A 22,168-nucleotide genomic window follows, 5' to 3' on the forward strand; every position below is an offset into this window, starting at 1 on the left:
ATAGACGAAAAAAATATTGCTCAATATTTCACAAATGTGTCAAAAAGTCATCCAATATGATGCAAGATTGCCAGACTGACCAAATGACACAATCTCTGACTGGTTCATATTAAGTACTTTACAACGATTCATTTCAAAAATAAAGCCTAAAATACCTAAAAAGTCCCGCACTATGTGACGGATTTTTGTCTATTTTGTTGCTTATTTATGTCGGCTGCTAGGATAAATGACCCTTTATTATCGTACATCAACACATCGTTCCTTGCGAACAAAATGCTTGCCCTGCACCAGCACTCGTTTCTCAGCACTCCGTCATAAACAGATTTTAGGCAGGATGCCTCTTTTCATTTGAACCGGCAAGAGGAGGAAAGTTGAATAGTAAATTTTTAATATATTAATAATTTCAATTTTTTAGTATACTTAACATAGTGAACAATTTCACTGCATCAAGAATAGGGGAGGTTTTTCAATGGGAGAGCTTCAAACACACATGCAATTGCAAACGGATACAATTCACGAAGGGGTTCGAAAAGAGAATTGGTTTGCAAAAGCCATGAATATAAAAGTAGGCATCATACCGCTTCCTGTGTATGCCTTGCTGTTTATATTAATCACTGTTTTTGTTATGCATCACGATGTAAAAAGTGACATTTTGACATCGATTGCCGTCATGGCGTTTTTCGGGTTTACCTTTGCCCAAATCGGCAAATCGATACCGATTGTTCGTTCTATCGGCGGCCCGGCCATCCTAGCTACTTTTATTCCGTCCGCTGTCGTGTACTATCACCTGCTGCCTAATGATATCGTCAAATCCACCACAGAATTTACAGAAAACTCAAACTTTCTATATTTGTTTATCGCCGGCATTGTCGTTGGAAGCATCCTCGGCATGAAAAGAGAAACACTCGTAAAAGCATTCATGAAAATCTTTATTCCGCTTATTGTCGGTTCTGTCACAGCCGCTATTGTCGGACTGGCTGTCGGGACATTGCTCGGACTCGGATTTCAGCATACCCTGCTGTACATTGTCATTCCGATCATGGCTGGAGGAGTCGGAGAAGGCGCTATCCCGCTGTCCATCGGATATTCTGACATCATGCCCATTTCTCAAGGGGAAGCGTTTGCACTTGTTCTGCCATCGATTATGCTGGGCAGCTTGTGCGCGATTATTCTAGCGGGATTGCTGAACCGAATCGGAAAGAAAAAACCGGAATGGACAGGCAACGGCAAAGTGGACCGCTCCGAAGAAGAGTCCCCTGCGCTGGAGGAATCACAAAGCGGACAACAAATGTTCAACCTTTCTTTATTTGCGTCAGGCGGTATCCTTGCTGTTTCTTTATACTTAGTCGGCATGCTCGCTCACGATTTTTTCGGTTTTCCGGCACCCGTTGCCATGCTGTTACTGGCTGTTCTAATCAAGCTGTTCAGATTGGTGCCTGCCTCAATTGAAAATGGCGCGTTTGGAGTGTCCCGCTTCTTTTCAACAGCTGTGACCTACCCGCTTCTCTTTGCGATTGGGGTATCCATGACGCCGTGGGACAAGCTTGTCGCCGCTTTTAACCTCAGTAATATTATTACGATTCTGTCTGTCGTTGTGACCATGATGGCCGTTGGCTTCTTCACTGGAAAATGGCTGAACATGTATCCGATTGAAACCGCCATTATCAATGCGTGCCATTCTGGACAAGGCGGTACGGGTGACGTTGCCATTTTAAGCGCCGCTGAAAGGCTTGAGTTGATGCCGTTCGCCCAGGTATCTACCCGCATCGGGGGAGCGATCACAGTATCCTTAACCTTATTGCTGCTGCACCAGTTTTATTGATCCCCGCAAGCAAGTTCTTCGTCAAACGAAAGAGCTTGCTTTTTTGCATGTCCATATTTTTGCAAGTTCCCATCCCATGCTATAGTAATAGTTGGAAATACTAGATAGAAAGGAATCTGGCATGCCTATGGGAACTCATCTATTTCTCTTTATGCTTCTCGGGCTGGGATTTTATTTGATATCAGCCCTAGCTGCAAAACTCATTCCGGCCATAGACTTCTGGATTGATATTGTTCTATGGGTCGGCGCTGCAGTTTACATCTTCTCTCATCTCTCATTCATGGACGGCATTGTCTCACTCGCGACAATGTTCTACTGCTATTGGACCGCAATGGATCTCATTGTTTCAGAGCGTGTGGAAAAACCTTCGGGAGACTGGCAGGAAATCGAGCTGGCCAGAAACAAAACACGTCTCCTGTCAGACATTACGCTGACCGCCATTGTGTTTGCAGGGGCTGTTATTTTTTTCATCTATGGACCTGACCCAAGCCCTCTCAAATATGTGATCCTTCTCGGCATGATCTCCGGCGGAGGGGCACTGGTGAAGCGTATACTGAATGTTTTCAGCGTAAAGGTTTTTTATTCAGCAGCCTTAGAAAAATTGCATATCAGCTCACACTATGAAACCCGTACATACCCGCTTTCCGATTTGAAGGACATTCAGCTTGAATCAACAGCTGATCTCTTAAAGCTCCATCCGCTTCTGACGATGTATTCATCACGTTTAGATTTGACAACAAGCTTTCAGCAAGTCATTAAACTGTCTCTTCCCGGCGAAACACTGTTTCTGACGGTGAAGGAACCGCAAAAATGGAAAACAATTCTTCAGGAATACACAGATGCAAAAAACAATGTGGACAATGTGATTTCTGTTTTGCCGTTTTATCATCGAAAAAATGTGAAGCGGCTGCTCGGTAAGCTTTATTTTGCCGCCAGCGTAAAAGGGGTATCCGCTTACGCCTTATTGGTGCTCGCGTTATACGCATTACACGCCTCTCCATGGGTCATGGCTGTTGCCGTAATCCTGTATTGGGTATTCAACATGTATATGTCAGACCGTGTGTTGCGGGCGGCGATGGACGCCAAGCCTTGTCATCATCCGCATGTACAGGCAGCGGCCGATAAGATTTTCCGATCGGCCGGCATTTCCCATGTCCGCATATACGAAACGGAGAGTGATGATTACAACGGAATGGCAGTAGGCATGAATGTCGGGAGGTCAATGGTCATCCTGACAAGCGCCACACTAACACTTCCACAGCGTGTCATTGAAGGCATTCTGGCCCATGAGGCAATTCATATCAAAAAACGTGACGTTCTGTCATCACAGCTTTTGCGTTTTCTATTTCTTGGAGCTGTCGTTGGGATTTTCCTCTTGTTTGAGCAGCATATCACCCATCCCGAGGCCCACAAAATTGTGCTTTGGGCTTTCATTATGGCAATCATTATCCTATTCCAGCTCTATCAATCCTTTTGTTCACAATGGATGGAGGTGCGTGCTGACAATCTTGGCGCATCATTGCTGGAGGGCGGTTACAAACAAATGGCTGAAGCCTTGAAAATCTTGGCGGTTCGGCAGGATGAGGACATACAGAAACAAAGTGCCTACAGCTCTAAAATAGGTGAAGACGAGCTTCAAATTGACTCTCTCACCCGTGATAAAAGCTGGTTTTTCAGATTGATTGATTTTCAGTTCGCTCCTCATCCCCCTATGTATTGGCGTGTCGGCACTTTATTGTCAAACAAAGGACGTGGGGTGCTAAAGCGCTGGCTCAGAGACCGCCTGAAAGAATCAATCACTTTGAAATGAAACCGGTCAGCGTTTCATCCGTATAACAGATATGGTGAAAAAAGGGAGTGACCAGAAGTGATAGTGATCTTATTGATAATAGCTATTATTGTTTTTCTTTCAGTCATTCAGCCGCAGTCATCGGATAATAAAAGCCGCCAGCAGGCGGACAGCGGGTATTTCGGTTATTCAGACAACGGCTCATACCATGATGGATGCAGCAGTGACGGAGGTTTCAGCGATTCCGGCTGTGGCGGCGGAGGGGGCGGCGATTAAACGCCGCCTTTTTTTATTTCATTGATTCGATGTACGCACCAAAAGCCGAGCCCGACATGCCTGGGGACACGCGCACACGATGGAGGGCATACATTCCCTGGTCTCTCGAAGCCGCGCCCGGTTCTGTCGTCACGCCCATTTGATAGCCTGTTTTTTCAGCTGCCTTCAGCGTCTCCTCATTGTAGCGCCCTACCGGATAGCTGATGATGGTGGTTTGCTGATGAAACATGTTGTCAAACAGCTTTTTCGAATCAGCCATCTCACTTTGCTGCTGTTGAGGCGTTAATCCGTTCAGTTCAAGGTGGTCAATCGTATGGCTTTCAATCGATATGCCGTGCTGTGCCATTTCCTTCATTTGTTCCTCTGTCAGATGGTGCTTATGTCCGATCGATTTGCCGATCATAAAAATCGTTGCCTTCATCCCGTACTTTTTCAGCACCGGATACGCATCTTGATAATTGTCGGTGTACCCGTCATCAAATGTGATCAGCACGCACTTCTCACTCGGTTTTTTATCCTGCGTCAGCATGAGATATGCCTCTTTCGGCGTTAATGTCTGATAGCCGTTAACATGAAGCCACTTCATATGCGCCTCGAATTCTTTCTTTGGCACACGGAGGCTGTTTCCTGAAGAAATGCTGTGGTACATCAAAATCGGCAGCTTTGCCGGTTTCTCTGTTTTGATCCATGCGGATGTATCGTCTTCTTTTTTCTGAACTTGTACTGCCTTTTTTTCCGGTTTCTTTTGTTCCGCTTTTGGCATCGGCTGCTCTGCATTCGCCTCTTGATCAGCGCAAGCCGCAAGAACCAAACAGCTGCCCAAAAGAAAGATGCTTAAAAACAATCGTTTCATCGTTCTCCTGCTTTCTGTCTATTTCTTCCTCCTTTTTCATCGGTTTGATTCTGAGATTTTCAATAGCAAAAAACCGGACATCCCATGTCCGGTTTTTTTGATCTTATCGGATTCTCACTTCTGTCTCACTGTCAAAGAAATGGCCTTTATTCATATCAAATGCAACCGTCAGTTCATCGCCCGATTGAATATCGAGGCGGGCGTCAATCCGCGCAATAAAGTCTTGGTTGTCGATCTGCGAATAAATCATGATTTCAGAACCGAGCAGCTCTGCAACATTGATTTTGGCCTTAATCGAAGAGTTCTTATATGATTCCACGACAATCAATTCATCATGTATATCCTCAGGACGGATGCCGAAGATGACCTCTTTGCCGATGTAGCCTTTTTCACGCAGCACTTTCATTTTTCCTTCCGGGACGGTTAATGCCGCAGAACCGATTTTGATTAAGCCATCCGTGAGCTTCCCTTTGAAAAAGTTCATCGCTGGTGATCCGATAAACCCGCCGACAAAGACGTTTTCAGGGAACTCGTATACATCCTTCGGCGTCCCGATCTGCTGAATTTTCCCATCTTTCATGACTACGATCCGTGTCGCCATCGTTAGCGCTTCTGTCTGGTCATGTGTCACATAAATCGTAGTAGTCTGCAGTCTCTGGTGGAGCTTAATGATTTCCGCCCGCATTTGCACCCTCAGCTTCGCGTCCAGGTTTGACAAAGGCTCATCCATCAGGAACACCTTTGCATCCCGCACGATTGCCCGGCCCAGCGCAACCCGCTGTCTCTGTCCGCCTGACAGCGCTTTCGGTTTACGGTGCAAATATTCCTCCAGCCCGAGAATTTTAGCGGCTTCTTCGACTCTTTTTTTGATTTCAGGCTTCGGCATTTTCCGAAGCTTGAGCCCGAACGCGATATTATCGTAGACCGTCATATGCGGATAGAGCGCGTAGTTCTGAAATACCATCGCGATATCCCTGTCCTTTGGCGCTACATCATTGACCCGTTTTCCTTCAATATAAAAATCGCCTTTCGAAATTTCTTCAAGTCCTGCGACCATTCGCAGCGTCGTTGATTTCCCGCAGCCGGACGGGCCGACGAATACGATAAATTCCTTATCGGCAATATGAAGGTTAAAGTCATCAACCGCCGGTTCCTTTTGATCATAAAATTTATAAATATGCTCCATCCGCAATTCAGCCATCTAACATCCCCCTTTGTTATTGTAAACGCTTTCTTATATTGAGTGTAACAGCAATTCCCTCTCGCTAAAATGGGCAGCGTTCATAAAATCACCCAGCCATTTTTCGTGCATATTTCCAATTTATTCTGAACTTTCATTTTGCAGGCAGATAAAATAGGCAAGAAGCGCGCCTTTGTACGATTTGATATCTATCCCTGACCGCTCAATAAATTTATCAATCCGATATTGCAGGCTGTTGCGATGCAGATGCAGCTTTTTCGCTGTTAATGTGACGTTTGAGTTGTTTTCAATAAACAGCTTAATGGTCTTCCTTAGCTCAGCTTCACTTCCAAATAAAAGCTCAGCTTCTTCAGAGAGCAGCGTTTCCAGTTTTTCTTTTTCTGTTTCTAATAATAGAAAAGGAAAGATCATCTCAAAGGTCACACTCTGCACCTGAGGCAGCCGTTTTTCAGCAAACAGGAAATACGCCTGTTCACGAGCGTAATGTTTTCGCAGACACTCATCCGGCTCGTAAAATCTTCCGGCGTAAAAACGGACACTGAAGTAGAAATCACTTTCAAGAACCTTAGCGAGCGATTCCAGTTCGTCCTTCTCCGCCGCCGCTTCACTTTCCTGCTCGACAATCACACCTCTGTCCTCATGGATCCACACAATCACAAAAGACACCGGCCAAAAATGGCGAACCGCTTCCGTAAAGGACGTCCTTTCTATTTTGCCGAATAAATGAAAGTGAACAAATCTCGTCCGTTTCTTTATATACGCCGGCAATTCCCCTCTGGAAAAAAGGAACGAAAACCACTTGTTTTCCTCAGGTGATTTCATAGACAGTTGATTGCCCTCATCCGCAGGCGTCAAAAATGACTGCAGCACCAATACTTCTTTTTCACTGATCTCTGTTTTCGGAATGGAGATATATCTCTGATTGCTCTCATCAAAAAAACATAGACAGCCTTCCCTTATGCAAAGCTCCTCAGACACAATCGAACCGGGATAAATAGCCAGCAGCGATTTCATAGAGTCTCCTCTCTTATGTAAGGATCTGTATATTCAGTATAAGGCGAAACACACATGTTCTCCACTAAAAAAGAGTATATCCGGTATAGATAGACGAGAAACTGAAAGGGAAACCTCATTCGTTTACATATTGGCTTCAGCGGAAATAGAAGAGGATATGCAGGACCAAAGGAGGGTCATCTTATGAGTTTCGAAACGTTAAACAAAAGTTTTATCAACGGAAAATGGACTAAGGGAGAAAGCGGACGTACGGAGGACATTTTGAATCCGTATGACCAGTCTGTGATCACAACAGCATCTTTGGCAACGGGCAAACAGCTGGAGGATGCGTTTGACATTGCACAGAAAGCCCAAAAAGAGTGGGCCAAGAGCACAACGGAAGACCGAAAAGCCGTCCTGCAAAAAGCGCGCGGCTATTTACAGGAAAACCGTGATGACATCATCATGATGATCGCCCGCGAAACTGGCGGAACGATTATTAAATCAACGATCGAGCTGGAACAAACGATTGCGATTTTAGATGAAGCCATGACATATACTGGTGAATTAGGCGGCGTCAAAGAGGTGCCATCCGACATTGAAGGGAAAACCAATAAGATTTACCGCCTTCCGCTAGGTGTCATTTCATCGATTTCTCCATTTAATTTTCCAATGAATTTATCTATGAGATCCATTGCGCCCGCAATTGCGCTGGGTAACAGTGTTGTTCACAAGCCTGATATCCAAACTGCTATTTCCGGCGGGACCATCATTGCGAAAGCGTTTGAACACGCCGGTCTTCCTGCCGGTGTCCTTAACGTCATGCTGACGGATGTAAAGGAAATCGGGGACGGCATGCTCACCAATCCAATCCCGAGATTAATCAGCTTTACGGGATCAACAGCAGTCGGGCGCCACATCGGTGAAATCGCCGGGCGTGCCTTCAAACGAATGGCACTTGAGCTCGGCGGCAACAATCCATTTGCCGTTCTTTCAGATGCGGATGTCGATCGTGCTGTGGATGCCGCGATTTTCGGAAAATTTATTCACCAAGGACAAATCTGTATGATTATCAACAGGATCATCGTTCATCAAGATGTATACGATGAGTTTGTAGAAAAGTTCACCGCCCGTGTCAAACAGCTTCCGTACGGCGATCAAACCGATCCGAAAACCGTTGTCGGCCCGCTGATCAACGAGCGCCAAATCGAGAAAGCGCTGGAGATCATTGAGCAGGCAAAGGCAGACGGCATTGAGCTTGCGGTTGAAGGAAAACGTGTCGGAAACGTACTCACGCCGTACGTCTTTGTCGGTGCAGACAACAACAGCAAAATTGCCCAAACGGAGCTGTTTGCCCCAATTGCAACCATTATTAAAGCTGGCAGCGATCAGGAAGCGATTGACATGGCTAATGATACCGAATACGGCCTCAGCTCTGCAGTTTTCACTTCTGATTTAGAAAAAGGCGAAACGTTCGCCCTGCAAATTGACAGCGGCATGACCCATGTCAACGACCAGTCCGTCAATGATTCGCCGAATATTGCCTTTGGCGGAAACAAAGCAAGCGGTGTCGGCCGCTTCGGCAATCCGTGGGTCGTCGAGGAATTTACCATGACCAAATGGATTTCGATACAGAAGCAATACCGCAAATATCCGTTCTAAATGAAAAAATCCCTCTGCTTCAAGTACAGAGGGATTTTTCTTTATTTAGATATATCCACAAACCCTTCGCCAAACACATCGCGAACGTCATGAACGATTACAAATGCTTTTTTGTCGCAGCTTCTAATGATTTTTTTCAGCATAGACAGCTCCTGTTTGTTAATGACGATATACAAAATCTCTTTTGATTGGCCCGTATAATTTCCCTTCCCTGATAAAATCGTCACGCCCCGATCCATCAAGGTATTTACCTGCTCTGCAATCTCACTCTTATTTTCTGAAATGACCGTAATGGCTTTTTTCGTATTCAAACCTTCAATAATGAAGTCCATCACTTTGGTACCGATATACAGCATCACGATCGTAAACATCATTTTTTCTGCACCAATAATAAAATAAGAGCTAAATACTACGATTAAATCAAAAAACAAGAGCGCATAGCTGATATTCCAATCTAAATATTTATTAGCAATTCTGGCCAGAATCGCGGAACCGGCTGTCGTCCCGCCGACCCGGATAATCATGCCGATCCCGACTCCGGCAAATACACCTGCGAAAATCGTATTAATGATCAATTCATCAGACGGAATGCTCCACCCATGTGTCAGATGAAGAAAAAGCGAATTTGCCGCAACCGCAATGATCGTATAAAACGTTGTTTTTCCATCAAGAAACTTGTAGCCGATTAAAAGCAAAAACGCATTTAAGATAAAGTTCGTGACACCAGGAGACCATTGAAACAGATAATACAATATCAGCGTAATCCCAGTGACTCCGCCTTCCCCAAGGTCATTGGGAATCGCAAATAAATTAACCGCAAGCGCGAAGAAAAAAGCGCCAATCACAAGCATAAGTACATCCAACATTCTCTTTTTCATCACGAAAACACTCCTTCTCATTGTTCTGTTCTAGCAAATAAAAAAACCCAGGAGAACGCTCTCGAAAAAGAGCAGAAACTCCTGGGCTTTTATCCCACCGTGTCATAACAGCCAAGCTGCTATGTGTTTTCTCTCGGTCACAGTCCAATTTGCATTGCGGAACCCTAGAAAACCACTGTTTTTATCATATCCTTTTCACTTTCCAATATTAGCATTATAAGGGACGGTTCGAATTGGTTCAAGGGGTATTTGCGGAGATTTCATCGGTAAATTAATAGGAATAAAAAAGATGACCGCTGTTAATAAATGAAAAATTTGACCGATATGATACAAAGTACCTTTTTTAAGAAAAAGCCAAAATAATATTTCTGATTTATCATTGACTACACATAAATATATAGGCAAAATAGAATATATATTAAACATTTAATTACATAGGAGGAAATATTATGTCAGGTAAACTAACACACTGTAAAGCTTGCGGTCAAGAGATTGCAAAGGGTGTTAAAAAATGTCCGAACTGCGGTAAAGACCAACGTAATTTTTTTATGAGACATAAAATCATTACGATCATTCTAGCGATAGTACTCATTATCATTATTGCAAACATTGGAAACAGCGGAGATTCCCAAGCTTCTACTACAACAACCAGCTCCGATTCTAAAAAGTCGACAAAAACAGTACAAAAGACCGATATAGAAAAACTATATACCAATGCCGATCAATTTAAAAATTATAAAGTTGATCTGTATGTAAAGGTTTTTGACGTTGAACAAGACGATGATGGTACATATCTTCAAGGCTACAACAATCCAGAAAAGTTAAGCAAAAATACGCTTATAATGAGCGACGACTCTGATTTAGACATTAAAGATGACGACATTATTCATGTAGTCGGTACGGTGAAAGACAAATATGATGGTGAAAACGCTTTGGGCGGTTCCGTTTCAGCACCGAGAATCATTGCCGATTCCATCGAAAAAAGCGACTATGCAACAGCTTTTGCTCCAGCTCAAAAAACAATTAACGTGAATAAAACACAGAATCAACACGGATTTGCACTCACGCTTCAAAAAGTGGAACTTGCTGAAAAAGAAACTCGCCTTTATGTAAAGATAGAAAACAAATCACAAGATGAAATCAGCTTTTATGACTTCAATGCCAAAATTACAGCTGATAATAAACAGATTGAGCCTAAATCCGACCTTTCTGAGTATCCTGAAATCCAAAGTGAAATCTTACCGGGAGTTAAAACTGAAGGGATTATTGTTTTCCCTAAAATCGACAGCAAAACGGCAAACATTATTTTAGAAGGATCTTCCGAAAACTACGATATTACAATCAATCCATTTACATTTGAAATAAACTTAGATAAATAAAAAGAAGGGCTAGGGAAAAACCCTGCCCTTCTTTTTATGATTTTACACTCTTATACCCATTCACATTAGAAGACTGCCATCTCCAGGAATCAGCACACATTTCCTCAAGGCCGCGTTTCGCTTCCCAGCCCAGTTCCCGCTTGGCTTTCGCAGGATCTGCAAAGCATGTGGCGATGTCTCCCGGTCGGCGGTCCGCAAAACGGTACGGAACCTCTTTCCCTGACACTTTTTCAAAGGCTTTGACCATTTCAAGCACGCTGTAGCCTGTGCCTGTTCCAAGGTTGTATGCATCGGCTCCTGTAGAGTTCAATACTTTTTCCAGCGCCTTGACGTGGCCTTCTGCGAGATCAACGACGTGAATATAATCGCGTACGCCTGTCCCGTCTTTTGTCGGATAGTCATTTCCGAATACGCTTAATTGCTCGAGCTTCCCGACTGCTACCTGTGCCACATACGGCATAAGGTTATTTGGGATTCCGTTCGGGTCTTCACCGATCCGTCCGCTTGGATGCGCGCCGAACGGGTTAAAGTAACGAAGCAGCGCAACGCTCCACTCATTGTCGGCTGTATGCAAATCACGCAATATTTGTTCAAGCATGAGCTTCGTCTGCCCATAAGGATTTGTCGCGCCTAATGGAAAGTCTTCCGTAATCGGCGATGTTTCCGGAACGCCGTACACTGTCGCAGATGAACTGAATACGATTTTCTTGACGCCGAATTTCTCCATGGCCTCGCATAAAATAAACGTTCCTGTCAGATTGTTATGATAATATCTGAGCGGAATCGCCACAGATTCACCCACTGCTTTTAACCCAGCAAAATGAATCACAGCTTCGATTTCATTTTCAGCAAAAACCGCATCTACCGCTTCCCGGTCCAATAAATCCGCTTCGTAGAACGTTAAATCTTTTCCCGTAATCTCCTTGACACGGTTCAGCGCTTCAGCCGAACTGTTAGACAGATTATCAAGAACAACAATCTCGTAGCCGCTGTTCAATAGTTCAACACATGTGTGGCTGCCAATGTACCCGGCACCGCCAGTAACAAGTATTGCCATGATGTAAACCCTCCTAAAAAATGACCTGTTATCATTATATAGTGTTTAGAACCGGTCCACATCCATTTTTAAGAAGTTTAATCGTTTATTAATAGTTTCTTCATATATTATTAGCATTTTCATACCTTTATGCAGCGAGCAAGTATAGCAGCTGAAAAATCAATCTGCCGGTTGACGTTTTTCTTTCCTATTTTCGCTATGCTTAATGCAGAAAGGATTTGATGACATGGCGATGAGCCCTTATATTTTTATTGTATTGATTCTTATTATTTTATCGATGTATCGAGAGAGAGCTGTCAGACCCGGGAAGTTGCTGATCATTCCGCTGCTGCTCTTATGGGGCGTATCAGCATCGTTTCAGCCGGCGTATTTTCATTCCGTATTACATGTGGCGATCAGCGGCATTTTATTACTGATCGGGCTGGCCTGCGGGTTTGGCATTGGGAAGATGGTAAATGTGCGGATTCACCCGGAAACCGGAAAGGTCACTTCACGCGGCTCACTTGGGAGTGTTATCCTCATTCTAGTGATACTTTCTTTGCGCATGGCCGCGAGAACATGGCTGCCTGAGAGCAACGAGATGTTTATTGCCATTATTCATTCTATGTTCTTCGTTCCCCTCGGCACCATCACAGCCCGCAACATCATGCTTTACAAAGCATACAGACGGCTGACCGCCGGCAAAGTATCCATTCAATAACCGAAAGAAGGATCAGCATGAACGGACAAACTCCGGCTCGGCACTACTACAAGAAGCTTGTGCCGAGCCTTATTCTCATTTTGAATTGCATACAATTTTTATCTCATCCAACTAAGGCTGATCCCATTTTGTTAGCATTTGTATTTGCGGTATACTTGGCATTCATTTGGATCATTCCCAATGTGGCATCCACTGCTGTTAGTTTGAGCATATTCATCGGACTCTGGCTCCTGACCGATTTCTTTTGGGCTGTTTCCGGCCAAGAGCAGGGTGCCGCCTATTTTTTGATTGTATTTTTAATGATATATGCCGCCTTTAGACTCCCTTCACGGCTATCCTTGATCTTCACAGCATGTTTAATTGGAGGCAACATATTACTCCTATCCTCACAAGGGGGAAGCTTGAATACCATCATCAGCAACATCTCGATCATGATCGGACTCTACGTCTTCTTCTCCTCCATGCGTTTCAGACGAGAAGCGAGAAAGGAGGCTGAACGGAATCATGCTGAATTGGCAAAAATGCATGTGCAGCTGGAGCATGCTCATAAAGAACTCCAGAAAGCGCATGCAGAGCTGCAGGAGGCTTCTGTTCTTTCATTAAGGTATGCGGTCCTTGAGGAGCGTACAAGAATTGCCCGCGACATTCATGACAGCATCGGTCACGAGCTGACTTCTGTGATTGTTCAGCTTCAATCCCTTCCCTATATCCTTAAAAGCAGCAAGGAGGATTCAGAAAAAGTCATTCAAAATGTACTGAGTGTCGCCAGGGAATGTCTTCAAGAAGTACGGTCTGTCGTTCACCAAATGGGCCGTAGTGAATCGATGGTGGGGCTTACCGCTTTGCGGGGGCTCATTCATCAAGTGGAGGAACGGAGCGGCTTGCACGTTTCTTTAGATACTGCCGGACTATCAGAAGAGTCTTGGCCTCCAAACGTGAGCGAAACGATCTACCGCATCTTGCAGGAAGCGCTGACCAATATCATTCGTCACGCTGACGCTTCCCATGCGGCGGCCGTCATTTCTAACGACAAGTCCCATCTCTATGTCACAATCACCGACGACGGATTATTCACCGGCATCCTTACTTATGGATTTGGCATGACAGGAATGAAAGAGCGCGCAGAAAAAGCAGGCGGTTCCCTTACTTTCAGTGCCGTACAGCCGAGCGGCCTGAAAATTGAGCTGTCATTGCCGCTCATGACAACGAATAAGGAGCAAAAAGATGAACAAAGATAACATACGCGTCGCGCTTGCCGATGATCAGCCGCTTGTGCGTGAAGGCTTCCGCTACGTCATCAACGCACAGACGGATATGACGGTTTCTGGCGAGGCCGGCGACGGTCACGATATTATAGCACTCGCAAAACAAACAAAACCCGATGTCATCCTCATGGATGTCCAGATGCCGCGTTGCTCAGGCATCGAAGCGGCGAAAGACATTATGTCCGCACTTCCAAATACAAAGATAGTCATTTTAACCACCTTTGACACGGAAGAATACGTATTTGAAGGCATCCGTGCGGGCGCAGTCGGCTATCTGCTGAAGGATACACTTCCTGAGGAGTTGATAGATGCGATTCGCGCTGCGGCGAGAGGCGAGGCGATTTTCCGTACAGTCACAGCTGCTAAAATTATCAGTGAGACATTTCGAGCGAAGCAACAGCCTCATGCAGAAGAACTGGCAGAGCCGTTCACCAAAAGAGAGCTTGAGGTTCTTCAGCAAATGGCCTACGGACTGAGAAATGAGGATATTGCTGAAAAGCTTTTCGTCAGTGAAAGCACTGTGAAAACCCACGTGCACCGCATCCTGCAAAAATGCAATGCCCAAGACCGGACACAGGCAGTCGTATTTGCCATTCGAAACGGTATTGTGCAATAGAAATCTCTCATCCCGCCATGCTAAAATAAGACAAAGGAGATGATTGGAAATGAAAGAAGAAATCATTGAACGGTTTACTACATATGTAAAAGTCGACACACAGTCCGATGAATCCGTTGACACTTGTCCTTCCACACCCGGCCAATTGACATTAGGAAACATGCTCGTTGATGAATTGAAGTCCATCGGCATGCAGGATGCAGCCATTGATGAAAACGGCTATGTCATGGCAACTCTTCCCTCCAATACTGAAAAAGACGTGCCGACAATCGGCTTTCTCGCTCACGTCGACACCGCTACAGACTTTACCGGCAAAAACGTGAATCCGCAAATCATCGAAAGCTATGATGGAAAAGACATCGTTCTCAACAAACAGCTGCAGGTCACCCTGTCACCTGATCAATTCCCTGAGCTGTCCGGCTATAAGGGCCATACACTCATCACCACAGACGGCACCACCCTTCTCGGCGCAGACAATAAGGCCGGTATCGCTGAAATCATGACAGCCATGGATTACCTCATCAAACACCCTGAAATCAAGCACGGCACAATCAGAGTCGCCTTTACGCCTGATGAAGAAATCGGAAGAGGGCCGCACAAATTTGATGTGAAACGGTTCAATGCATCCTTTGCCTACACGGTTGACGGCGGGCCGCTCGGCGAGCTTGAATATGAAAGCTTCAATGCCGCTGCCGCAAAAATTACGATTAAAGGCAACAACGTACATCCCGGAACAGCTAAAGGAAAAATGATCAACTCTGCGAAAATCGCGATGAAGCTGAACAGCCTGCTGCCGGCAGACGAAGCGCCTGAATATACGGAAGGCTATGAAGGCTTCTACCACCTGCTGTCGATTCAAGGAGACGTAGAGGAAACAAAGCTCCACTACATTATCAGAGACTTTGACAAAGAGAATTTCCAAAACAGAAAAGAAACAATGAAGCGTGCCGTTGAAGAACTTCAAAACGAATACGGGCAAGACCGGATTCTGCTGGATATGAACGACCAATACTACAACATGAGAGAGAAAATTGAACCTGTCATCGAAATCGTCAACATTGCCAAGCAAGCGATGGAAAACCTCGGCATCGAACCGAAGATTTCCCCCATCCGCGGCGGCACCGACGGATCACAGCTGTCCTACATGGGGCTTCCGACGCCAAACATCTTTACAGGCGGGGAAAACTTCCACGGCAAATTTGAATACATCTCAGTTGATAACATGGTCAAAGCCGTAAATGTCATCGTTGAGATTGCAAAGCAGTTTGAAGCGCAAGCATAATGCCAAAAGCCAGTCCAAAAAAGGACTGGCTTTTTTGTGTGAAAATGAAACATTTTAAACACGTCCTCCGTAAAACAAGTATCAACAAATGAGGAGGAAAAACAATGACAAAACATGCAATCGCTGCAAAGAGTCTCTTGAAAAAATGGATCATTTCCAGGCCGCTTAACATGCAAAAGAAATCCAGCCCATTTCAAAAAATCAGAAAAATGTTCAAACGCTTCTTCAAATAAAACATTCAAATCCCCAAAATTCAATTCACCCGTACCGCCCAAATGCTCCGTAATTTGGGTTTTTTGTGTTCAATTCCGCAAAATAGGGTATAAACCAAACAAGCAAGAAAACAGCACCCAAAAACAGGTAATTCGAATTATGGAAACTTAGGTTAAAAGTTGTATAAAGGAATTTATTTTATCGTCGATAGTAACTATAGAACCAATCATCAACAAGAGCAAACAGCGTAATTCAAGACTATTTTCAGGTCATCAGGTAATACTGTTTTAGAGGGACAGTTTCTTGTTATTTATTGATTTAGAATTTTTTGAATACTTTTTGACTTTTTATCCGTACAATAGAGAGTACCAAAACTTTTTTTGGGAGGTATGTAATATGATCCTATTTATTATCATCGCATTATGCGGCTATCTTCTTTTTTCTTTCAGCAAGGACAATCGCCGCAAACCGCAAAAGACAAGCCCTCTGCCAGCAGCCGCACCTCATCACAACAACCTAATCGACCTTGACGCCATCCGCCAAAAACGCCGGATGCATCTTTCCTAATTCTATATTTCAAACGAAAAGGCTGCTGAATCACGCAGCCTTTTAAAATTGGTTTGATTTAGAGCCTGAAACCTTTTCGCCACCTATCCGTAATTTCATACAAGGCAAACCCAAAGGAGACTTCAGCAATGATCGAGTTATTTATGAAACAAAAAATGTTCTCATTTAAAGATGCATTTCACATTTATGACCGGGATGAACAAGAAACATTCAAGGTGGAGGGGCGTTTTTTCTCGTTAGGAGACTCATTACAAATGACAGACTCATCTGGGAAAACGCTCGTTTCCATAGAACAAAAACTAATGTCTTTATTGCCGCGCTATGAGATTTCAATTGGCGGGAAAACAGTTTGTGAGGTAACGAAGAAAGTAACGTTTTTCAAACCGAAATTTGTGATTTCCGGGCTTAACTGGGAAATCGATGGTGATTTATGGAGGGATGAATTCCAGCTGACGGACGGGGAAAATGTCCGGATGTCAGTGAGCAAAAAGTGGCTCAGTTGGGGTGATTCCTATCACTTGCAGATTGCAAACGAGGGAGATGTTCTGATTTGCACTGCCATCGCTATCGTGCTTGATATGGTTTTATATAACGATGAAGATGAAAGTATTTTCTAAAAAGCATTGACAATTGATCCAAAAGTAATAATATTAAGATAATTGAAATCTGAATATGAAGTTGTACCTTATCAAGAGAGGTGGAGGGACTGGCCCTATGATACCCGGCAACCGCTGTTTCAAACAGAATGGTGCTAAATCCTTAAGAACATTGCGTTCTTGCAGATGAGGCGGAGATTTGATCGTTCAAGCTCTTCCTTACACAAAGGAAGAGCTTTTTACATGCTCAATATTTCAGAAAAGAGGCGAATAACATGGCTCAACAAACGAATGTTGCAGGACAAAAAACAGAAAAACAACGCAAAGCACCTTTCCGCGCCGATCATGTCGGCAGTTTGCTTCGTTCCGTTCCGGTGAAGGAATCCCGGCAAAAAAAAGCGGCTGGTGAGATGACAGCGGAACAGCTTCGTGATATCGAAAATCAAGAGATCACCCGCATCGTGGAAAAACAAAAAGAAATCGGTCTCGATGTGGTAACAGACGGGGAATTCCGACGTTCCTGGTGGCATTATGACTTCCTGGAAGGGCTTGACGGTGTGGAACCGTTCATCCCGGCTGAGGGAATTCAGTTCCATAACACAAAAACGAAAGCGCGCAGCATCAAAGTGACGGGAAAACTCGATTTTACGAGCCACCCAGCGCTTGCTGATTATCAATTTTTACATGAGATTGCTGGTAACGCGACGCCAAAATTGACCATTCCCAGCCCAAATATGCTGTTTTTTGGCGAAAAGGCGGATAAAGGGATTTATGACGATCAAGAGGAATACTTTCATGATCTGGCCCAAGCGTACAAAAAAGCAATCAAAGCCTTCTATGATGCTGGCTGCCGTTATCTCCAGCTCGATGATACGTCATGGTCTCTCTTCTTTGAGGAAAAAGGCAGAGAGGTTGTCCGGGCGCTCGGCGGCGATCCAGAAACATTGCCAGCCATATTTGCCAAAACAATTAACGATGCCGTCGCAGACCGGCCTGACGATTTAACGATCACAATGCACATTTGCCGCGGCAACTTCCGCTCAACCTGGGCGGCATCAGGAGGGTACGACGCTGTAGCGGAAACGATTTTGGACGGCTTAAACCTTGACGGCCTTTTCTTGGAATACGATGATGACCGCTCCGGAAACTTTGATCCGCTCCGTTTTGTGAAGCGCAAGGATCTGCAAATTGTGCTCGGCTTGATCACATCGAAATACGGCGAGCTTGAAAATCCTGAGGATGTGAAACGCCGTATCAATGAAGCCGCGCGTTTTGTCAGCTTGGACCAGCTATGCCTGAGCCCGCAGTGCGGTTTCGCCTCTACAGAAGAAGGCAACCTTCTGACAGAGGAGCAGCAATGGGCAAAGCTTCGCCATGTCATCGACATTGCCAACGATGTGTGGAGATAATCTATCATTGACAGAAATAGAAAATGTGTGAATAATAGATACTATCAGAAAATTTCATAAAAAGGTTTTCCTTATCAAGAGAGGTGGAGGGACTGGCCCTGCGATACCCGGCAACCGCTGTTTAACAGAATGGTGCTAAATCCTTTAGAGCAATGATTGCTCTTGAAGATAAGGTTGAGATTGTCACGCAAGCTCTTCCTTATCCAAAGGAAGAGCTTTTTTACATTTGAATGGAAAGAAGGAATGGACAACATGTCACAACAAACAACACCCGCAGAACAAAAATCACTTCAAAGAAAAAAACCGCCGTTTCGCGCGGATCAAGTCGGAAGCCTGCTAAGATCTGAGCCCGTCAAAAAAGCGCGGCTGCAAAAAGCGGCCGGCGATATGACCGCTGAGCAGCTTCGCCAAATTGAAAACGATGAAATCATCCGCATTGTGGAAAAACAGAAGGAAACCGGCCTGAACGTCGTGACAGACGGTGAATTTCGCAGAGCATGGTGGCACTTTGATTTCCTGGAGAACCTGGATGGCGTTGAGCCGTTTACTCCTGAGCAAGGCATTCAATTCCATAACGTACAAACAAAAGCACGCGGCATTAAAGTCACAGGCGATATCGACTTTTCAACTCACCCAATGCTTGAAGATTATTCATTTCTCCATAGCATTGCCGGTGACGCGACGCCAAAGATGACGATTCCAAGCCCGAATATGCTGTTTTTCCGCGGAAAACTGGAAAAGGATACGTATAAAAAAGATTATCACCTTTTCCAGCATGATGTATCCAAAGCATATAAAAAAGCGATTCAAGCGTTTTATGACAGAGGCTGCCGCTACCTCCAGCTTGATGATACAGCGTGGGCCGTTTTCTTATCTGAAAAAGGCTTAAAACAAATCGAAGCGTTCGGAACAACGCCTGACGAGCTTCGCCAGCTGTTTGCGAAATCGATTAACGACGCGATTGCAGACCGCCCGGATGACTTGACGGTAACCATGCATATTTGCCGCGGCAACTTCCAGTCCACTTGGACAGCGGAAGGCGGATATGACGCAGCAGCCGAAACCATTTTTGACGGCTTGAATCTTGACGGACTTTTCTTAGAGTATGATGATTCACGCTCAGGCGGATTTGAGCCGCTCCGTTACGTAAAACGGTCTGATCTTCAGCTTGTTCTTGGCTTAGTGACATCTAAATTCGGTGAGCTTGAAAATCCGGACGACGTGAAACGCCGTATCGAAGAAGCGTCCCGTTATGTAAGCTTAGACCAGCTTTGCCTCAGCCCTCAATGCGGATTTGCTTCAACAGAGGAAGGCAACAAGCTGACTGAAGAACAGCAATGGGCGAAGCTCCGCCATGTGGTTGAGATCGCTAATGATGTTTGGAAATAAGAAAAGAAAAAACACACTTGATTCCCTAGCGGAGCAAGTGTGTTTTTTATGTCATTGTGCGGTGTAGCCCCCATCAAGGACGACAGCCTGCCCAGTGACGCCCTTCGCCTTCTCGCTTGCCAAAAACACGGCATAATCCGCAATTTCCTTGACAGAAAGCAGTCGCTTTTGCGGCACAAGCGGAAAAATGACTTGTTCAAGTACAGAGTCGTAAGGGACATTTCTAGTTTTTGATAGATCGCTAAGCTGATTGCGTACAAGCTGGGTATCGACATAACCCGGACAGAGCGCATTGACTGTTATGCCGTGGGGCGCGCCTTCCAGCGCCCCTACTTTTGTGAGTCCAATGACGCCGTGCTTGGCGCTATTATAAGCGGATTTCCCTGCAAAGCCGACTAATCCATTAACAGACGCGATATTAATGATTCTGCCAAACTGCTGTTTTTTCATGATCGGAAAAACATGCTTCATTGCAATAAAGGGGGCCGTCAGCATGACCTTGATCAGCTGTTCAAAGGTGTCTGTCGGAAACTCTTCAATCGGAGCGACGTGCTGAATACCGGCATTGTTCACCAGAATATCCAAGCGGCCGTATTGTTTTTGGATGACGTTCACCGTATCAGCAACTTGCGCTTCCTTTGTCACATCATACGGAATGGCCGCCGCGTCAAAGCCTTCTTCTGCAAGTTTGGAGGCTGCTTTTTCACATGCTTCCGGACGGAGGTCTGAAACGATGACGCTGGCACCTTCCCGGGCGAATTCTCTTGCCATTTCGAATCCGATTCCGCCGGCAGCCCCTGTCACCAAGGCGACTTGTTTTCTCATGTCAAACACCTTCCCATTAAGAATTGAGTACAGACTGGCTTACAGCGAAATCAGCTTCTGTTTTTTCATAAACCTCTTCAATTGTGACACCATCCTGAAGCTCCGTCAGTGTCATGCGGCCGTTCACAAAATCAAATACAGCCAAATCCGTAATCAGCCTGTGCACGACTTTCTGGCCTGTCAGCGGAAGGGAGCATGTTTTTTTCACCTTTGATTCACCATGCTTATTGACGTGCTCCATGATGACAACGATTCGTTTCGCCCCGTTGACGAGATCCATGGCGCCGCCCATCCCTTTTACCATTTTGCCCGGGATCATCCAATTGGCCAAATCCCCCTGCTCCGAAACCTCCATTCCGCCGAGAATAGCCAAATCGATATGCCCGCCTCTTATCATCGCGAATGACTCAGCGCTGTCAAAATAAGAGGCGCCGGTCACTTCAGTGATCGTTTCCTTTCCCGCATTGATCAAATCCGCGTCTTCCGTTCCTTCCAGAGGATAGGGGCCAATTCCGAGCAAGCCGTTTTCCGACTGAAGCATGACGTGAACGCCATCGGGTATCTCATTTGCGACAAGCGTCGGCATGCCAATCCCGAGATTCACATTCATGCCGTCCTTGATTTCTTGTACAGCCCGTTTGACCATTCGTTTTCTCGCTTCCTTCACTTGGCCTCACCCTTTCCCGATGCTTGCTGAACTGTTCGTTTTTCAATCCGTTTTTCTTGGCTCGCGCCAAGCACGACATGCTGTACGTAAATTCCCGGCGTATGGATGTGATCTGGATCGAGCTCTCCTGCTTCCACGATTTCTTCCGCCTCGGCAATCGTGATCTTGCCTGCCATGGCGGCAATGGGATTGAAATTTCTCGCCGTTTTCCTAAAAACCAAATTGCCCATGGTGTCCGCTTTCCACGCTTTGACGATCGCCACATCGCCGGTAATGCCTCGCTCCAGCACATAAGTCCGGCCGCCGAATGTTTTATGTTCTTTTCCCTCGGCTATGGAGGTGCCGACGCCTGTCGCCGTATAAAATCCCGGTATGCCTGCACCGCCTGCACGAATTCTCTCAGCGAGCGTTCCTTGGGGAACAAGCTCGACCTCAAGCTCTCCGCTTAAAAACTGCCGCTCAAAAATTTTATTTTCACCGACATAGGAAGCGATCATTTTCTTGATTTGCTTGTTAGCCAGAAGCAAACCAAGCCCCCAGTCATCGACTCCGCAGTTATTGCTGACAACGGTTAAATCCTTTACTCCCTGATCTCTTATAGACAAAATAAGCTGTTCAGGGATGCCGCACAGCCCAAATCCTCCCGCGATCAGCGTATCCCCATCATGAATCAGTTTCGCAGCTTCCTTGCTTGATGACAGCACTTTTCCCATATTGATGCCCCTTTCG

21 protein-coding genes, 1 pseudogene and 3 riboswitches are annotated in these 22,168 nt (G+C 45.3%); of the genes and pseudogenes, 14 read left to right on the forward strand and 8 right to left on the reverse strand.

The window, feature by feature from the left end; translation table 11 throughout:
• Positions 1 to 469: 469 nt before the first annotated feature.
• The 3 genes from cimH (at position 470) to MKX38_RS19850 (ending at position 3,887) form a co-directional block, all read left to right on the forward strand.
• Complete coding sequence (gene cimH / locus MKX38_RS19840; RefSeq protein ID WP_003227271.1) at positions 470 to 1,822, forward strand: citrate/malate transporter CimH; 1,353 nt, start codon at positions 470 to 472, stop codon at positions 1,820 to 1,822.
• A 121-nt stretch (positions 1,823 to 1,943) separates the two neighbouring features.
• Complete coding sequence (locus tag MKX38_RS19845; RefSeq protein WP_212060185.1) at positions 1,944 to 3,632, forward strand: M56 family metallopeptidase; 1,689 nt, start codon at positions 1,944 to 1,946, stop codon at positions 3,630 to 3,632.
• Positions 3,633 to 3,689: 57 nt separating this feature from the next.
• The gene (locus tag MKX38_RS19850) at positions 3,690 to 3,887 is read left to right on the forward strand and encodes a hypothetical protein (protein WP_021480969.1); all 198 of its coding nucleotides are present in this window, start codon (positions 3,690 to 3,692) and stop codon (positions 3,885 to 3,887) included.
• Positions 3,888 to 3,900: 13 nt separating this feature from the next.
• Here the strand turns inward: MKX38_RS19850 and MKX38_RS19855 are convergent, their stop codons facing one another.
• From MKX38_RS19855 to MKX38_RS19865, 3 genes are all read right to left on the reverse strand, one after another.
• Positions 3,901 to 4,740: a polysaccharide deacetylase family protein gene (locus MKX38_RS19855; protein ID WP_339188119.1), complete on the reverse strand. Its 840-nt coding sequence runs from the start codon at positions 4,738 to 4,740 to the stop codon at positions 3,901 to 3,903.
• Positions 4,741 to 4,843: 103 nt separating this feature from the next.
• Complete coding sequence (gene msmX / locus MKX38_RS19860) at positions 4,844 to 5,941, reverse strand: maltodextrin ABC transporter ATP-binding protein MsmX (protein WP_003242648.1); 1,098 nt, start codon at positions 5,939 to 5,941, stop codon at positions 4,844 to 4,846.
• A 120-nt stretch (positions 5,942 to 6,061) separates the two neighbouring features.
• Positions 6,062 to 6,955 carry a PucR family transcriptional regulator gene (locus MKX38_RS19865; protein WP_327842599.1) on the reverse strand — a complete coding sequence of 298 codons (894 nt, stop codon included), beginning with the start codon at positions 6,953 to 6,955 and terminating at the stop codon, positions 6,062 to 6,064.
• A gap of 183 nt (positions 6,956 to 7,138) precedes the next feature.
• Between MKX38_RS19865 and MKX38_RS19870 the strand changes: the two genes are divergently transcribed.
• Positions 7,139 to 8,596, forward strand: coding sequence for an aldehyde dehydrogenase family protein (locus tag MKX38_RS19870; protein WP_339188122.1), 1,458 nt, complete (start codon positions 7,139 to 7,141; stop codon positions 8,594 to 8,596).
• A 41-nt stretch (positions 8,597 to 8,637) separates the two neighbouring features.
• On the opposite strand, the gene MKX38_RS19875 is transcribed toward MKX38_RS19870, so the two are convergent.
• Entirely contained in the window at positions 8,638 to 9,474 is an 837-nt protein-coding gene (locus MKX38_RS19875; RefSeq protein ID WP_032730313.1) for a YitT family protein, read from the reverse strand.
• Positions 9,475 to 9,550: 76 nt separating this feature from the next.
• Positions 9,551 to 9,653: riboswitch (guanidine-I (ykkC/yxkD leader) on the reverse strand.
• Positions 9,654 to 9,923: 270 nt separating this feature from the next.
• On the opposite strand from MKX38_RS19875, the pseudogene MKX38_RS19880 reads away from it, so the two are divergent.
• Positions 9,924 to 10,130: pseudogene (locus tag MKX38_RS19880) on the forward strand (DUF4352 domain-containing protein); the annotation flags it as partial.
• A 757-nt stretch (positions 10,131 to 10,887) separates the two neighbouring features.
• Here the strand turns inward: MKX38_RS19880 and galE are convergent.
• On the reverse strand, positions 10,888 to 11,910 hold the full coding sequence (galE, locus tag MKX38_RS19885; protein WP_213379697.1) for a UDP-glucose 4-epimerase GalE: 1,023 nt from the start codon (positions 11,908 to 11,910) through the stop codon (positions 10,888 to 10,890).
• 226 nt (positions 11,911 to 12,136) lie between these two features.
• Between galE and MKX38_RS19890 the strand changes: the two genes are divergently transcribed.
• From MKX38_RS19890 to MKX38_RS19930, 9 genes are all read left to right on the forward strand, one after another.
• Positions 12,137 to 12,610 (forward strand): DUF1453 family protein, encoded by a 474-nt coding sequence (locus tag MKX38_RS19890; RefSeq protein ID WP_017697230.1) that lies wholly within the window; start codon positions 12,137 to 12,139, stop codon positions 12,608 to 12,610.
• Positions 12,611 to 12,627: 17 nt separating this feature from the next.
• Complete coding sequence (yxjM, locus tag MKX38_RS19895) at positions 12,628 to 13,848, forward strand: two-component system sensor histidine kinase YxjM (protein ID WP_124059436.1); 1,221 nt, start codon at positions 12,628 to 12,630, stop codon at positions 13,846 to 13,848.
• Positions 13,835 to 14,491: a two-component system response regulator YxJL gene (gene yxjL, locus MKX38_RS19900; RefSeq protein ID WP_046161013.1), complete on the forward strand. Its 657-nt coding sequence runs from the start codon at positions 13,835 to 13,837 to the stop codon at positions 14,489 to 14,491. The genes yxjM and yxjL overlap by 14 nt, the downstream gene beginning before the upstream one ends.
• Before the next feature lie 49 nt (positions 14,492 to 14,540).
• Positions 14,541 to 15,773, forward strand: coding sequence for a peptidase T (pepT, locus tag MKX38_RS19905; protein WP_024571478.1), 1,233 nt, complete (start codon positions 14,541 to 14,543; stop codon positions 15,771 to 15,773).
• A 104-nt stretch (positions 15,774 to 15,877) separates the two neighbouring features.
• Positions 15,878 to 16,006, forward strand: a complete 129-nt coding sequence (locus MKX38_RS19910; protein ID WP_003227241.1) for a hypothetical protein — start codon at positions 15,878 to 15,880, stop codon at positions 16,004 to 16,006.
• Positions 16,007 to 16,289: 283 nt separating this feature from the next.
• The gene (locus MKX38_RS19915; protein WP_072173222.1) at positions 16,290 to 16,553 is read left to right on the forward strand and encodes a hypothetical protein; all 264 of its coding nucleotides are present in this window, start codon (positions 16,290 to 16,292) and stop codon (positions 16,551 to 16,553) included.
• Between the two features lie 128 nt (positions 16,554 to 16,681).
• Positions 16,682 to 17,170, forward strand: a complete 489-nt coding sequence (locus tag MKX38_RS19920) for an LURP-one-related/scramblase family protein (RefSeq protein ID WP_014481330.1) — start codon at positions 16,682 to 16,684, stop codon at positions 17,168 to 17,170.
• A gap of 65 nt (positions 17,171 to 17,235) precedes the next feature.
• A riboswitch (SAM riboswitch) is annotated at positions 17,236 to 17,342 on the forward strand.
• An 82-nt stretch (positions 17,343 to 17,424) separates the two neighbouring features.
• The gene (locus MKX38_RS19925) at positions 17,425 to 18,558 is read left to right on the forward strand and encodes a 5-methyltetrahydropteroyltriglutamate--homocysteine S-methyltransferase (protein ID WP_014481331.1); all 1,134 of its coding nucleotides are present in this window, start codon (positions 17,425 to 17,427) and stop codon (positions 18,556 to 18,558) included.
• A 68-nt stretch (positions 18,559 to 18,626) separates the two neighbouring features.
• Positions 18,627 to 18,733, forward strand: a riboswitch (SAM riboswitch).
• A 77-nt stretch (positions 18,734 to 18,810) separates the two neighbouring features.
• Positions 18,811 to 19,947, forward strand: a complete 1,137-nt coding sequence (locus MKX38_RS19930; RefSeq protein ID WP_032722734.1) for a 5-methyltetrahydropteroyltriglutamate--homocysteine S-methyltransferase — start codon at positions 18,811 to 18,813, stop codon at positions 19,945 to 19,947.
• Positions 19,948 to 19,998: 51 nt separating this feature from the next.
• On the opposite strand, the gene MKX38_RS19935 is transcribed toward MKX38_RS19930, so the two are convergent.
• Genes MKX38_RS19935 through MKX38_RS19945 form a run of 3 tightly spaced genes read right to left on the reverse strand, consistent with a single transcriptional unit; the run spans position 19,999 to position 22,152 of the window.
• Positions 19,999 to 20,772, reverse strand: a complete 774-nt coding sequence (locus MKX38_RS19935; protein ID WP_014481333.1) for a 3-hydroxybutyrate dehydrogenase — start codon at positions 20,770 to 20,772, stop codon at positions 19,999 to 20,001.
• A gap of 16 nt (positions 20,773 to 20,788) precedes the next feature.
• Positions 20,789 to 21,439 (reverse strand): succinyl-CoA--3-ketoacid CoA transferase subunit B, encoded by a 651-nt coding sequence (locus MKX38_RS19940; RefSeq protein WP_003243049.1) that lies wholly within the window; start codon positions 21,437 to 21,439, stop codon positions 20,789 to 20,791.
• Positions 21,436 to 22,152: a succinyl-CoA--3-ketoacid CoA transferase subunit A gene (locus MKX38_RS19945; RefSeq protein WP_014481335.1), complete on the reverse strand. Its 717-nt coding sequence runs from the start codon at positions 22,150 to 22,152 to the stop codon at positions 21,436 to 21,438. The genes MKX38_RS19940 and MKX38_RS19945 overlap by 4 nt, the downstream gene beginning before the upstream one ends.
• Positions 22,153 to 22,168: the final 16 nt, after the last annotated feature.

The organism is Bacillus sp. FSL M8-0025 (assembly GCF_037975475.1).
Classification (GTDB): Bacteria; Bacillota; Bacilli; order Bacillales; family Bacillaceae; genus Bacillus; species Bacillus subtilis.